Origin of the sequence: Lysinibacillus sp. CNPSo 3705 (assembly GCF_028674935.1) — a bacterium.
GTDB lineage: Bacteria > Bacillota > Bacilli > Bacillales_A > Planococcaceae > Lysinibacillus.
The window spans coordinates 17792-32626 of sequence record NZ_JAQZSD010000034.1; the positions used below are offsets into that span (position 1 = coordinate 17792).

A 14835-nucleotide genomic window follows, 5' to 3' on the forward strand; every position below is an offset into this window, starting at 1 on the left:
TCCACCTAACTGATTTATTTTTTTCTGACAATTCATCACTAATAACGACTTTCTCGCCTAATAGGTTGCTGGAGTATGCTTATTGTTATTTAGCGTCACCCTATATGCATTCACAAAATTTTTCCTGTATCGCTGTCCTTCAAAATACCTTTATCTTATAACTTATGCAACAATTCAATATGAAAGCTATGATCATTAAAGGTTTTCATTCTTTATCCTAAAATTATTCAGCCGTTCACCCACACCAGTAAAAAGCAGTATTCCAAAGTATGGATTATATCCTACAGGAATACTGCTCATGACTATTCTGACATGAAGAAATACCAAATAATCGCAATTGCAATTAAAGATAAGATAACTGCAATTGTTACACGAAGTGGTGAAATAGGAGCATCCCCACCTACTCGACCTGTTTGTCCATTTACCATAAAGCGATAAATTTTCTCTTTGTAACGGAATGAAGAAAGCCAAATCGGCAACATTAGATATTTGTATGTAATATCATCATGAGTCGTTGAGAAATGTAAATTGGATACTACATCCGCATTATGTTCCCAACGTATTTTTGACGTAATTTGTGCATTCAAATGATCAGAAATTTCCCTCTTCGCCTGACTCCATCCGTCCTGTAAACCAATACTGTAGCGTTCTGATAAAAATCCTGATACGTATTCTGGTTTATAGGCTTTATTATTAAGTAAATTAAAGGGTTCTATTTTTCTCATCATATTACGATCATAACGTGTTGTCGCACTGATTAAATGATCATCAATAAATTCCTGATAAAAACCACTTGTAGAATACCAATCAGTTTCAGTTCGAGTATTGCCATCTTTATCTGTAACTGTGCGATGTCTACCGTACCTTGCAGAATACCTCGAGCTTGTTTTCGTATCGAAAGTCCAATAAGGAAGATATACCCCTTTAAATGAATCAGGCTTTGCACTCTCTTTTGCTGCTCTCGGTGTAAACCATTTTCCCTTAATCCAACTTTGGAAGTTCTCTCCCGCTTGCTTATCTGTTATTTCAAATGCGCATACTCCGTTCGGGGCTAGTGTATTTTCAGCACTAGCCTCCATAACCTGATTAGAGCCACAGTATGGGCAACTATCAGCTACCTGTAATGCATCATAAATCGTTTCTGCCGCACAGGATTTGCAAATGACTGTTTTTTTCTCAACACCCCAGTTAAAATTCCCACGTTCTTCAGCCATTGCAAAATCCATTTCCTGGGCAACTTTTTCCTCTTGCTTCTCTGGGGCTGCAATTTCAGTTTCATAGCCACAATAAGGACATGTTAGCTTCCCAGTTGCTGGGTTAAATTCAATGGATGCACTACATGATGGACACTCAGCGTCAAAATCAAGCTTTACTTGTTTAGCATTTTCAGCGTCTTGCGTTGGCATCATTAGTCATCTCCTTACTTAACATCATTCTCATCAAACACATCGCCACACTCTGGGCAGAATTTAGGTGGGTTTGCAGGATCCTCTGGTAGCCAACCACATTTATCGCAAACGTATTGCAATGCTCCTGAAGGTTTTTTAGCACCACATTCGCTACAGAATTTTCCTTTGTTGACAGCACCACATGTACAAGTCCATCCTTCTTCTGCTGGCTTTGGTGATCCACAATTTGAACAGAATTTACCCGTGTTTTCACTACCACATGCACATTTCCATGTAGCTGAGTTCGTCGCTGTTTGTCCTTGTTGAGCTACCTGTTTATTTTGTTCATTCATTTGGTAAAGCTGTCCTGCATTAACACCGCCTGCTTGTGTCGCCATGTTCATGCCCATAAATCCTGCCATTGCTCCGCCATCATTATTAGCTGCTGCAATCATTGCTTCCGCCTGTGCACCTGTTAAATGAGCTGCAGCCATACCTGGATCACGCATTACTGCATTTCGTTGTAGTTGTTTTATCATTGCTTCATCTTCTTCAGATGCTTTTAATGAACTAATGCCAAATGATACAACTGCTAAACCACGTGTTGCTAGCCACTTCTCTGATAACACTTTATTTAGGGCATCTGCTAGAGCAACCGTATGTGCAGGAATTTCACTATAGCGTACCCCGCTTGCTGAAATATGTGCGAAAGCCGGCTGTAACGCCGTCATCAATTCCGTTTTTAATTGGCTATCGATGGCATCTCTTGTAAATTCACGCTCAACGTTTCCACATACATTTGTATAGAATAATAATGGATCGACAATTTTATATGAATATTCGCCATGGCAACGAATAGCAATATCAATATCTAGGCCGATATTACGATCGATCACACGGAAAGGAATCGGTGCAGGTGTCCCGTATTTATTACCTACGATTTCTTTTTTATTAAAATAATACACACGCTGATCCTTTGCAGGCTCTCCGCCAAATGTGAAGCGTTTACCAATCTGCTTGAATGTTTCCTTTATACCTTCGGACAAATCATTGCCATACATTATCGACGGCTCTGTGGATGTATCATAAACATACTCACCAGACTCCGCAGAGAACTCTACTACTTTCCCTTGCTCGACAATCATCATACATTGCCCTTCATTGATAGCAATAATAGAGCCATTACTAATAATGTTGTCATTGCCTTTATTTGACCCTCTTTTAGAAGTACGTTTACGCCCCTTTTCCACAAGCACATCCGCTGACAGCGACTCACAATAGAAATATTCACGCCATTGATCTTCTAGAACACCTGCTAATGCCCCAACCCCTGCTTTTAATAAACCCATATTTATTCCCACCTTCAACTTATATACTTAAGACTTATTTTATCATAGCAATTATGCCTCAGCTTAATTGCGTCCGGATTCGGCTTTGTGCTTAGACCAGTCATTTCGATATTGCCGCAGGTATGTGGCATTTTTACCGATGCAGGTCAGTTAGCCATTATCTTATTTTAGGCTAACCCAAAATGAACTTCTTGCCGAATCAGTGACATTCGCCGAAAGATAAATAATCTAATCATTATGTAGTACGCATAAAAAGGATGATTTGTTTCATTTTTTTCAAACTTCTCTATAAAAAGAGATAGCTCCAAAGGAACTACCTCTATCGTATTGTAAATACTATCGTTTTTTAGTGAATCTTAGCGGTTCTTAAGATAATGCGGAAATAGCCACAAGCACCCAGGCAACGATAAATAACAAACCACCGATTGGGGTAATCGCACCAAGCTTTTTCACACCTGTAACAGCTAATACATACAAACTGCCTGAGAAAAACACAATACCTGCAAACATTAAATAGCCTGCCCAAGAAAGCATACTTGAAGCGCCTAAAAGGGCTTCACTCGATAAAATCCCAAGCCCTAGTAAGCCTAATGCATGATACATATGGTATTGCACTGCAGTCTCCCAAATAGCTGCATAGTGTGGTGACGCAAATTTATCTTTTAGTGCATGCGCTCCAAAAGCGCCTAACACAACACCAAGACAAGCCATAATTGCACCGATTGTCAATAAAAGTTCCATATATGATTCTCCTATTTCGTCTCGCGTGCGATTTCTTTGTATTTCGCATCCCATGCCGGATCAATTTTACTTAAGGATACCGGACGTAACGTATCTTTTTGAGCTAGAATATGTACGGACTGAGCAGTAGCTGCAATCGTGCCATCCTCATGTAAAATTTCATAGCCATATGTTGTACGTAAACGATCGTGTTTTTCCACCCATGTACGGACCGTCGCCACTTGGCCATAATGCATAGCAGCCTTATAAGAAATGGATAAATCCATCACTGGCGATACATAACCGTCTTTTTCTAACTTAGCATACTCAAAGCCTGCATCATTTACTAACTGAGAACGGCCTATCTCCATCCAAATGATGTAGTTCGCATGATACACCACGCCCATTTGGTCGGTCTCAGCATATCGAATTTCAATTTGTTTTTCACTAACAAACATTTTCTTCACCTCGTCCTACATTATAGCGTAAAAATATTGATTTGGTGTAACGGGTTCTGTTTTCGAGTACAAAACTCTAAAAAACATTATAAAAAAGATATCAAATCGCAATGATTTGGATATCCTTTTTTTATTGATATAAAGCGACTTTTTAACAATTTTCATACGAAATGGTATATCAAATCGTATAAATAAAGGTACATTATAAAACATTCTATAACGATGCGAATACATAATCTTTTTTCGCACGAATTAGTTGGCGTAATATGTTATATGGCAAGGAACTATATTCAACCAACGATGTAGTTTACTGCATTATGAAGGAATAATGTAAACTGTAATAAAAGGCGGTTTATGCAGGGTTAAAATAGGAGGGTGAACCAACAATGGATAAGACAGTTACTTTTTCATTCAGTAGTACAAAATATGAAGGTACAGAGGCGACAGAAACATTTACTTTTAAAGAATTAGGTATTGATGATGATTTGGATGATAAAGCACTAAAAATAGAAATAGATAGAATTTTTCAGGCTTGGGTTTGGGATAAGCTTAATATCTCATTTAGTATAGTAATAGAATAAGAGAAACACACATAGTACACATGATGTTCGGTAACAATATTTGACGAACGGGTTGCTTTAGTTAACTTTTGATGCACGAAATATCAAACCAAGTTGTACATAAAATAATTAATTGTCTTTTAACCTGCGATTTTGCTTTTTGTACTTCAAAACAGAACCCGTTAGAATTGTTGGGTTTTTGTTTTTGAACAAGAGAAAATTAAAATTTTTGATTTTTACAAAATTTAGAATCTTCATTTTAATAATTAATTTGGTAAGAAAGGTATCCGTTTTTACCCTATGTACCCCACTTAATTGGGGTTTACTCAAAAGAAGTGACTTCCGAAAAATTTATTCCTAATTTCATCTAGACTTACATTATTTAGTTACCTATTATTAAAATGAGGTGATACTTTGTCAGGCATTTTTAAATTTACAAAATACATTCTTATTCTCATTTCTTTGTTTCAGTTAATGAGGTTCAGTCCAGAACATTTAGAACCCATACTTTTATATGAGTATCTTGCATTTATAGGATTTTGTATTTTACTTGGTGTATTAGAAGACTTTTTCAAACCTAGTAAAAGAACAAATATTTTATTACGTATAGCCATTATCATTTGTTCTCTTGCTTTATTGATTACATCATTCTCTTTTAAATCCACTTCTACCATTATTTTTTCTATAGTAATGTTTATTGCAATTGGTTTCTCAATATTTTTAGAAATTAAGCAAAAGAAAGATTAACACCTTTTGCTTTTTACCCCCTCTACTAATTTTTTGTTAAATTCTTCTTTGGGTCTTTCTTGAAAGTAAGCTCCTTTAACTCTTACACATGTTCTTTGTATACTTGAAACGTTGCATTCTTTTTTAATAGAGTGCTCTTTTTTATGCAGAAATTGAATATCACATTAATTTTCATGTAACATAATTCTGAATTTCGGAAGTAAAATATTTTAGTAACGCTATAATATCAATGTACTTACAACTTCACTTTTTATTGCCTATTTAAGATTGAAAGACTACTTTGTTTTATTTCGCCTATATTATTACTACCTGCTATTAATGGTGGTTTGTGTAGCAATCATATTGTTCAGTAAAATTAATTTGAGATTAGTCCAAATTTAGGTACATAAAATCACTCGTATTTGCAAATAACAACAAACAAATACAGAAAGGAATTTTTTTATGATGAAAAAAATAATCATCTCGTTACTTTTAATGAGTTTCCTAGCCATAAATTTTGCTTTTGCTAAATCAGATACTGAATATTTCCCACAAGATCAACCACCGAGTGTTATAGAGTTAGCATTTTTACGTGAATTAGGTCTACCAATTCTTGAAACAATGTCTTCATACGGTAATAATCAATTATTCGATTATGGAAGAATCGAAAAAATTGAAAGAAATAGACAAAATGACTACTATGATGTTAGTTTAAGGGTTATTTCTTTTGAAGGTGCTCACAATCCACCATTTAAACTAATTAACATCACTTTTCGTATACCTCCTGGTGAAACTTCAGAAAAGTATAAAGTTATTTCAAATAAGGCCGTTATTTCTTATAAAGTTAAAAATATTACTCCTGAAGAAGTTGATAAGTTATCTAAATTCACTAATTAACTCAAAACTGCACATTTTCTTTCAAATCTTCACTTGCCCGCCTATGTTCCATAGTTGCCTATAAATCTAGTATTTCCTGCATTTCTTGGTACTTTCCAATCAACTCTTTTACTACTTCTGGCTGGACACGGAATCGGTTGATTGTTCGGTAGATTGGTTCATGCCCTTGAGCTAACCACATCATCCGAAGACTATCTTTTAAAAGCGCTTAAATTTTGCGCCCTGAGAAGACAGATTGCGTGTAGGCACATAAGCTAATTTTATGCATCATGCGTGGATGGTAGGCAGGACATCCCTCATTTCGAAGGAATGGTTCAAATGCTTCAGGCGGGATACTTTCGACTAAATGATGGACATGGAAGGCAATATCATTCTTTTGTAATTTTACTTCTAAATCTAAAGGAATAACTAATTGATTCATGTTATAATCTTTAAACATAAGGATCCTTCTTTCTGTATAATTTTGTTGTGGTGACTTAATTTTATCAGAAGTGGTCCTTATTTTTTTATGAAAAATATTTAAAGCCGGTGAAATTTTACTGATCGTAAAATTTCACCGGCTTTTTAGTTTAAAGATGGGTTTTGTCCCAGCCTCTTCAGTTTGAGGACAATTTTAAATTTCTTTGGGTTTGTCTACTACATTCTCATAATATCAATCATTCTCATAATATCATCTGATATAACTAATAAAAACAACTAATGACCATAAGAGTGGTTCAATGATTAAACCAACCTTCTATTGCCACTAAAATAACCTTCTTTCGTTAGTTAAGATAATTAAAATGAAGAATCAACCCAGTAAGTGCTTTGGCTACTCTTAAATATACATAATCTGTGCGCTGATTTGCTCCTTCTTTAGGTCTTACCTTCGCTTTTATTCCACCAGATGCCGAATAAACTCTAGAGAGTTCGTCATGAGCTCCTTGAAGCCTACAAAAATCGTTTGGTGGTTCAATTACATTGCCTTCCTCATCGTAAAAAGTGGCTTCACTGAAATCAACTCCAGCTACTGAACCATTTGAATATGTTGTGATTTGAGAATAAGGAGCTATACAATGAAACTCTCATGAAGTGTTTCGGAATAGTTCGGTTTTTCATTTATCATGTTTTGTTAATTTAGAGATTTTTCGGCTTTATGAAGGAACAATTTAGTTATGTCCCAGCCCCTTTTAACAGGTTTTTCATTTTGCAGCTATACTTATTGAAACTGCTCGACACTCACTTTTCAGAGCAAAAGAGCAGTCACATTCAAATGAACATGACTGAATGTTTAATGTACTTAATTAAATATTACTGCCCGTTTGTCACTGTTGGGATACCACGTTGAAGAAGTCCGGCTAAACCAGATAATGTACGATGGCCTGCCGCTTCCCCTCGTCGACCATAAGCAACGATTGAAGAAGTTGTCCCCATTTCAGCTGTACTTCTCCATAAACCTTCGCCAGATTCTCGTACCGCTTTATCGACTTTGTTAATAAAATCTGAATCTCCGTTATTAGCGAATGTATATAAATATCCTGTTGAATACGGATGATCATTAATTAGCCCTGTAAGGTTTAAAACCTCGTCATTAGTTGGCGTCTGAGTCCCAAAGAATGTTTTTGCAGCTGTGAAAGTAGATCCAGATAACGTGGCTGGTGAGCCATTAGTTAATGGGACCATAGCCATCGGAGCATTTGATCTGTTAGTAAGCACATAATTTTTGTAATAATTGCTTAGCTGTATAGAAGAAGTAACTAGAGTCGATTCTGTAAGTGCATAAATATTATTTGTTGGAACAATGCCATGACCTAACCAAACAAGCGATGCACCTACATATGAATCATATCCTGATGAAACATACGGTGCTCGTAATTGTGCCCATGTAGTACCTTTAGCACCACCACCAATTGCAATCGAAACACAATCCGAATCAACAGCGTTACCAAAAGCGTTAATCAAATTAACTCCAGCATTAAAAATATTTGTATAAAGAGGATCATTTTCAACTTCAGTTTGAGAATGGTTAAGTACAACGTCATGATAGTAAGCTAAAGACCCTAACATCATATATGTAGTATTAACAACGCCATTAGCCACTTTAAAAGTTGATCCATCAGCTGTTGTGAATGAACGAACAGTTGGATTTGTTGTACCAAATGATCCCGGATCAGTCATAAGAGTTTTACCGTGACCCGAATTTTGGCAGTGATATAATATTTTTTGATAGTGTCGAGTAAGTGCTGTATTCAAGTACGCTTGTGAATCTCCTGAATCATTTACACCTAAATTATTATACGCATGAGTTGATTTACGAAGCATAGATAATGCTACTAACATAATTGGATAACCTGGATCAATTTCAACTACCCCAGCTTCCCAAGCTGTACTACCACTCGGAATTTCAATTGTGGCCTCCGTTTTAGTGTGAATAGGTGTTGTATAGAAGATATTTAAGTTATGAACGATTGCACTCATCACTCGGCAAGAATCTGAATGATTTGGACCAATTTTGTCGTAAAGCGTTGTCAAGAATTGAATTTGCCATCCCATGCGTTGTAAACCAACTCCTGGAACTGCTCGCCCCGCGAAAATTCGCCCCTGTGCAATTTGTGCTTCTTCAGCTCCCCTATAAGAAGAACCTTCTGGAAATTGTTCGTTAAAGAATTTTAAAGCTTCGTTTACCGTATTTAATACTGCCATTTTTTTCACCTCATGTTTAATAGATTCTAGTTACATATCACTTTTAGACTTTATACTAATAAAGTCACATAATTATGAGCCGGCCAAGTTTGTCACGCTCCAAACTAGTCTGCCAAGCGCAGGTCGGTCGGCAGTCTGTCTCCCCCCTATATAAAGGATATGACAAATACCAAGTCAGGGAAATATTTACATCACCTCCTACCCCCAATTATCTCTTATTTGTTTACTTAATGCACGAAGTAAACGTATGTATCATTTAAACCGTTTGTACTTTTACAACAATTATTCAAGAATCTCTTAAAATTTTCCCTTGAACCTCTAGTTACTTTAGGTTGTATGATAAAGCTATACTTTTGATAGGAGGAATTTTGATGAATAAGGATAGAAAGTTTTCTATTGGTGAATTTTCTGAAAAGACAGGAATGCCAATACCTACTTTGCATTACTATGATGAAATTGGTTTATTACAACCCGAGAAGAATCCTTCTTCTGGGCATCGCACTTACTATTTTCAAGATATTATTACTTTACAAAAAATTATAAGCCTAAAATTTCTAGGGTACCGATTAGATAAAATAGCAATTTTGTTAAATGAGTCGAGTTTTAACGTTGATTTGAATGAAAGTTTATCACTACATTTAAATGCCTTAGTAAGTGAAAAGGAAAAAATTGAACAATCCATACAAGCAATTAAAAGAGTAATAAAGTTACTCGAAGAAGAAGGAGAAGTAGATAGTACGATATTATTTAGCCTTATTTACAATATGAAAGTAGAGCATAAACATGAAGAATGGATGGAACATCATCGTTTAACAGACATCACAGAAGAGCTTTCAATCAAATCAGGGGAAGATAAAATTATGTTGGATAAAACATTTATTCAATTTTCTAAAGAAATGAAACAATTATATGGTAAACCTATAGATGACTCCAAAGTACAAGAGATGGTCAAAAACTATTTAGATTCCATTTTTTCATTTCTAGGTGACGATTTAATACAAAAGTTAGCTAATACTAATTTGGAAGAACTGAATATTCAAGAACTTGAAAATATGACAACTTCTCCTTTCACTGAGGATGAACAAAAATGGTTTAATCAAGCACTAGAGTTTTATATGAAGCAAGGAGAACTGGAATAAAAATCACAAGTATTCATATTTTTTCATGGCTTTTTTTACTGTTTGTCTCCGATTACTTACTTTGTCTAAGCATCGTTTCCACATTCATCTTTTACTGAATATTATAAGAACATAACTAATAAGTTGAGGTGAAATATGGATTTCAATCATTTACGTTATCTTGCAATAGGCGATTCACTTACTGTAGGTATCGGCGTCCCGTTTTTAGACCCTGGATATGTTGAATATTACAGATATCTAAGCCAGCAAAGTTTAACAAAGCGTATTTCTTATCAAAAACATGCAAGGTCAGGGGCAACGACTGAGGATGTTTTAGCCATGCTTAATGCGCCGATTGTGAGGGAAGCTGTAAAATGTGCAAATATTATCACGCTAACAGCTGGAGGGAATGATTTAATAAACGCGGGTAAAGAATTTCTCATAAATAAAAACGAAGAAAATATATCTCATGCTATTAAGCAATCAGGGAAAAACATCTCAAAAATATTAGAAAAAATTCATCATCTAAACCAACAAGAAAAATATATTTTACGCTTACAGAACTTATACAATCCATTTAGCGATATTCCTATAGCAGATGAGGGCATTCGAGCGTTTAATTCATTAATTAACCGTTTTGGTCGGGAATTGAATGTTAAAGTAGCGGATATCTATAGTGTGTTTAAGGGAAACGAAAAAGCTTTGCTGTCAACAGGAGGCATTCATCCTAATAGTAGGGGATACTATCAAATGGCATTAGCTCTAAGTAAGCTCGGATATTCCCCGTTATAAAGCTAAGGGCTTGCAGTAAAAATCTAATCCTTTTTATTTGATGAGCAATTACTTTTTTATTTTTCTAGTAAGGGGCTGACAATCATTGTCAGCCTTTGAACCATATCAGAAATAGAAATGATGGAATTATAAATTCCTCAAATCACAACGCATTTACCTTATTCACATTTCTTCTGTCGTGTTTTTTTGACAAAAGATAAAATGATCGTTAGGGTTCCAAATATGTAGATGATCAGCACGGTATCCACGAAGCCATAAAACACCGTTAATTCGTCTAAGATAAAAACCTTTCGGAAAATTATCGTCTTCAGTTAGTTTTTCGGATGCTATTGTTATAGAGCCAGATGGAGCTTGTTGTTGCTGTAAAGAATCCTCTGAATAACCTTCAGTTTGATCCAGATACTCCATTCTTAGATAAGGTCCTAGCTCAAGCGGACACAATTTCAAACCAAGTTCCTCAGCTCTTTTATAGATTCGATCCGTATTAGCTCCATCAGGAAAGCCAAGGTCTCCAACAGTTAGTTCAACCGTCTGAAGGCTGTACTTCTTATCAGAGGTGGTAAACTTATCAGCAGTAAACAACTTCTCTCCATAATCATTCATCAAGATAGAGTACTGTTTCAATTTCTGAATAAGCTGTGATTTAGAAAGGCCGCCAACTTCCACCGTTCTAGTGATAAATGAGCAATGTGGATACATTTCGTTTTTTTCAATACGCAATTGTAGTCACTCCTATCAAATTTGTTTGAAAATACAATATAGAAGATTATATTTAATTATTCTACAATTACCAATAAATCTCCTTGTTTAACTAACCTGTGCTGTTAGTTGGTGGAAAGCTTCAACATTGCAATCCCAATCACGTATGTAATGCGTTTTTTGCACTTCTACAATCTTTTGCTTGTATTTGCAATACTGTTTTTTTATTTTCATCTCTATGTCACAGGCTATTCACTATACAAACATAGCTATCACATCATAATAATAGTAAGGTAAAGCTAATTTAGCCTTACACCTCCGAAGGGTTTTACTGAGGGTCACTCCTATCCCAAGTGACCCTTTTTTATTTTCTTATCTCACAAAAAAATATTTTTTAATGCCTATAGCTATATGGTTTAACACCCCACTCCGTCTCTACAGCTTACATATAATAGATTGTAGAAAGGAGGGATATATATGGGATACTACGGCAACGTTGGTGGTATAAATAGTGGATGCTACTATGGTGGCGGATATGGTAGTGGTTCTTCATTTGCCTTAATTGTTGTTCTATTTATACTTCTAATTATTATCGGCGCTACTTTTTTGAATAGAGAGTATTAAAATTTCCGATTTAAGGGTCGCCTTAGCCTGGTGGCCCTTTTATAGTTACTTTACTCATAAGCATCCTATCGGATAGACTTCGGTCTAGAAACAGGATGGATAATTATAAGATTGAAAATTAAATAATTACTATTCTTCATTCTACCTTCCTTTTTGTCCAAACAACTGTATTTGATATGAATAAAATATTGAATAGAAAGGAGGTGAATATAAATGGCATCATTTGAAATTGGAGCGAGAAGCCTTTTCAATTTTCGAAACGAACGCTTTTTCTTATTAGTTGAAGATGAAATTACAATTCCAGATCAAGGTGTGGAGATTGATCCCGTTAACATTTATGAGATTGACCAACAAACATTCAATTTTATCAGAGATGAAGGGGATACACCTGTGATTCGACCAGTTATTAAACTTCCAACTGTACCACCTGGATTTAAATTAGAACGAAAATGTATTTTTACAGTTGATAATGCATACTACGTAATTTATGATTTAGAAAATGGAACAGATAACAATGTTTTATTAAGAATCGGTGCAGCTTTATTTAACTCATTGAGAAATTCTGGTGTTCGTGAATGTGTACCTCAAGATTTCATTAATTAATAAAATTAACTTGTCAGATGATGAAGTGTTATATATAGAACAGAACTTTGATATTGACTGACATTGGGAATTTATAGAAAAACCTTAAAAATAATGAAGGCTCCACCTTGAACTTCTTCCCATATGTTCATTAATTTTTATTTCCCTTTTTACTTAGATAACTTATACTTCATAGTAAAAAAGGGACGATCATCAATGAACAATAGTTCAATATCAAAATTAAAAGCCTTAGCTAAAAAACTACAACAAAATTTATTTATACTTTATTTGTCCTATAAAGATCCCAGATCACCTTGGTATGCCAAGCTTGTGGCAATGCTCGTAGTTGCTTATGCTTTTAGCCCTATAGATTTAATTCCAGATTTCATTCCTGTTCTAGGGTATCTTGATGATTTAATAATAGTACCTTTAGGAATTATCTTCGCTTTAAAACTAATTCCATCATATATAGTAGAGGACAATAAAGAAGCCGCAGAAAAGTTAAAACTATCTAAAAAACCAAAGAATTGGTTAGTTGGGATACTTTTTATTATTATCTGGGTTATCTTTGCTGCTTGGATTAGTAAAATTATTATTCAATATATTTAAAGAAATGTTCAGCAAGATTATATCTTCCTTGCTGAACATTTCTTTTTAACTATTCACTTGTCCAACATCGGAAATTTTCGAAGCGTGTCTTTGTTTTACTTTTTTCCAAATTTCCCGTTACCCTGTTTAAATTACCCGTAATCTTTGATCCTTGCTTTAAGAGGCTCAGCCGCTTTATCCGTTGTTTTTCTTCGTAATATACGACAATTTCGGTTCTTCGCTTAAGCTGTTTCGTTTATTTATCTCACTACACCAACACCTTTCAGTATAAATTGACTATATATGCTCAATATTTTAGCGATTCATAAGTTCGTCAGTACCCTTGCTTAAACCTTCCACAATCTTTTTACATCGACCAATTCTTGTCCATCAAATTCCATTCTGTATATGTCTGGCTTTGTTGTATGTAGTAAAAAGTTCAGATCGTATCTACTATCATAAAAGCCCATCATTAAAGTCATAACAGCCCCATGTGTGCCGATTACTACTTTCTGTCCTTGATAGGTCTTTAATAATTCTTTTAAAACTTTAATAGCACGTTGTTGGCAGGCAGCATTTGACTCGCCTCCTTCTAAAGCATAGATTGGGTCAGAAAACGACTTTTCTAATAAAGGATATAATTCCTTGTCAGAGATTCGCTTATCCCCTGCACTAAAAATTTTCTCTTTAAGATTTTCAAACACAATTACCTCTTTTGCTATTTGTTCAGCTACTTTCTGAACAGTTAAGATTGAACGACTATACGGACTTGAGATAACAGTATCAATACCCTCTTTTTGTAGAATATCTGTTATTCTTTGAGCGTCTAATCTACCTTTTTCAGTTAATTCTCTCGTTCTCTCATTTCCGTCTTTTGGTGAATCACCGTGTCGTACCATATAAATAAATGTTTTCATAAATGCCCCCTGTATTGATTCTTTTTTTGACCTAAACACTTTGGCGACCATGCTAAAAATCCAAAGAACCTCTACTGTTCAACTTCTGATATCGGTAAGACTGTTGAATATTTAATTTCTCGTAAAGATAAGTTCGTTTGAATGCGGGATATGCCCAGCCTATTTAATTTTCTAATAAAGCGATCTAATTCTTTTCGATCCTTAATAACAACCTTTAAAAGATAATCATACTCTCCAGTTAAACAATGGCATTCTAATATTTCTGTCATTGTTTTTAAGGCATTCTCCAAAGCTTCTAATTCCTTAGCTTGATGAATATTTGTACTCATGAATACGTAGCACAGTAAATCGAATCCCAGTTTCTCTTGATTTAAAATGGCAACTTGTTTGTCAATAAACCCTTCACTTTCTAAACGTTTTATTCTCGTATGGGTTGCTGGCGGGGACAAATTCACCCGTCTCGCTATCTCCACATTACTTATCTGAACATCTCTCTGTAAAATATCCAGTATTTGAGTATCAACACTATCTAATAATTTTCCTTCAACATCTTTCATGCATTTTTCTCCCTTTTTTATATTCGAAATTCCAGCTACATTCGGCGACTTTTTTTAATTTTATTTTGAAAAATCCAGTTATTCTTATTATTATTTTGTTTTTCATTCATCACACAAAATATTATACAGTTAAAAAGATAAAAATGTTATTATTCTTTTATCTAAAAATCTCAATTAT

At 34.8% G+C, this 14835-nt stretch carries 16 protein-coding genes and 1 pseudogene; 8 read left to right on the plus strand and 9 right to left on the minus strand.

Annotated elements, in window-relative coordinates; all coding sequences use genetic code 11:
- Positions 1-302 precede the first annotated feature (302 nt).
- From PVA17_RS15125 to PVA17_RS15140, 4 genes are all read right to left on the minus strand, one after another.
- On the minus strand, positions 303-1406 hold the full coding sequence (locus tag PVA17_RS15125) for a TFIIB-type zinc ribbon-containing protein (protein WP_132361118.1): 1104 nt from the start codon (positions 1404-1406) through the stop codon (positions 303-305).
- A 14-nt stretch (positions 1407-1420) separates the two neighbouring features.
- Positions 1421-2737 (minus strand): SPFH domain-containing protein, encoded by a 1317-nt coding sequence (locus PVA17_RS15130; RefSeq protein WP_274068142.1) that lies wholly within the window; start codon positions 2735-2737, stop codon positions 1421-1423.
- Positions 2738-3103: 366 nt separating this feature from the next.
- Positions 3104-3478: a DUF423 domain-containing protein gene (locus tag PVA17_RS15135; protein ID WP_274068143.1), complete on the minus strand. Its 375-nt coding sequence runs from the start codon at positions 3476-3478 to the stop codon at positions 3104-3106.
- An 11-nt stretch (positions 3479-3489) separates the two neighbouring features.
- Positions 3490-3915, minus strand: coding sequence for an acyl-CoA thioesterase (locus PVA17_RS15140; RefSeq protein WP_132360842.1), 426 nt, complete (start codon positions 3913-3915; stop codon positions 3490-3492).
- Positions 3916-4301: 386 nt separating this feature from the next.
- Here PVA17_RS15140 and PVA17_RS15145 point away from each other — a divergent pair, with 386 nt between their 5' ends.
- The 3 genes from PVA17_RS15145 (at position 4302) to PVA17_RS15155 (ending at position 6098) form a co-directional block, all read left to right on the plus strand.
- Positions 4302-4496 (plus strand): hypothetical protein, encoded by a 195-nt coding sequence (locus PVA17_RS15145; protein WP_107894816.1) that lies wholly within the window; start codon positions 4302-4304, stop codon positions 4494-4496.
- A 393-nt stretch (positions 4497-4889) separates the two neighbouring features.
- A complete protein-coding gene (locus tag PVA17_RS15150; protein ID WP_274068144.1) occupies positions 4890-5222 on the plus strand; it encodes a hypothetical protein in 333 nt (110 codons plus the stop codon).
- 441 nt (positions 5223-5663) lie between these two features.
- Positions 5664-6098, plus strand: coding sequence for a DUF3888 domain-containing protein (locus tag PVA17_RS15155; protein WP_132360846.1), 435 nt, complete (start codon positions 5664-5666; stop codon positions 6096-6098).
- A 106-nt stretch (positions 6099-6204) separates the two neighbouring features.
- On the opposite strand, the pseudogene PVA17_RS15160 reads toward PVA17_RS15155, so the two are convergent.
- Positions 6205-6537, minus strand: a pseudogene (locus PVA17_RS15160) (transposase); the annotation flags it as partial.
- An 851-nt stretch (positions 6538-7388) separates the two neighbouring features.
- Positions 7389-8780: a hypothetical protein gene (locus tag PVA17_RS15165; RefSeq protein WP_274068145.1), complete on the minus strand. Its 1392-nt coding sequence runs from the start codon at positions 8778-8780 to the stop codon at positions 7389-7391.
- 371 nt (positions 8781-9151) lie between these two features.
- On the opposite strand from PVA17_RS15165, the gene PVA17_RS15170 reads away from it, so the two are divergent.
- Positions 9152-9919 (plus strand): MerR family transcriptional regulator, encoded by a 768-nt coding sequence (locus PVA17_RS15170; protein WP_274068146.1) that lies wholly within the window; start codon positions 9152-9154, stop codon positions 9917-9919.
- Between the two features lie 135 nt (positions 9920-10054).
- The gene (locus PVA17_RS15175; RefSeq protein WP_274068147.1) at positions 10055-10690 is read left to right on the plus strand and encodes a GDSL-type esterase/lipase family protein; all 636 of its coding nucleotides are present in this window, start codon (positions 10055-10057) and stop codon (positions 10688-10690) included.
- Positions 10691-10852: 162 nt separating this feature from the next.
- Here the strand turns inward: PVA17_RS15175 and PVA17_RS15180 are convergent, their stop codons facing one another.
- Positions 10853-11389: a helicase gene (locus PVA17_RS15180; RefSeq protein ID WP_274068156.1), complete on the minus strand. Its 537-nt coding sequence runs from the start codon at positions 11387-11389 to the stop codon at positions 10853-10855.
- A gap of 477 nt (positions 11390-11866) precedes the next feature.
- On the opposite strand from PVA17_RS15180, the gene PVA17_RS15185 reads away from it, so the two are divergent.
- The 3 genes from PVA17_RS15185 (at position 11867) to PVA17_RS15195 (ending at position 13204) form a co-directional block, all read left to right on the plus strand.
- Positions 11867-12013: a YjcZ family sporulation protein gene (locus PVA17_RS15185; protein ID WP_132360854.1), complete on the plus strand. Its 147-nt coding sequence runs from the start codon at positions 11867-11869 to the stop codon at positions 12011-12013.
- 213 nt (positions 12014-12226) lie between these two features.
- Positions 12227-12616, plus strand: a complete 390-nt coding sequence (locus tag PVA17_RS15190) for a spore coat protein (protein WP_132360856.1) — start codon at positions 12227-12229, stop codon at positions 12614-12616.
- Between the two features lie 195 nt (positions 12617-12811).
- Complete coding sequence (locus PVA17_RS15195; protein WP_132360858.1) at positions 12812-13204, plus strand: YkvA family protein; 393 nt, start codon at positions 12812-12814, stop codon at positions 13202-13204.
- Positions 13205-13530: 326 nt separating this feature from the next.
- Here PVA17_RS15195 and PVA17_RS15200 read toward each other — a convergent pair whose 3' ends face one another.
- Both PVA17_RS15200 and PVA17_RS15205 read right to left on the minus strand, forming a co-directional pair.
- A complete protein-coding gene (locus PVA17_RS15200; RefSeq protein ID WP_132360860.1) occupies positions 13531-14100 on the minus strand; it encodes a histidine phosphatase family protein in 570 nt (189 codons plus the stop codon).
- Positions 14101-14171: 71 nt separating this feature from the next.
- On the minus strand, positions 14172-14657 hold the full coding sequence (locus PVA17_RS15205) for an Lrp/AsnC family transcriptional regulator (protein ID WP_132360862.1): 486 nt from the start codon (positions 14655-14657) through the stop codon (positions 14172-14174).
- Positions 14658-14835 lie beyond the last annotated feature (178 nt).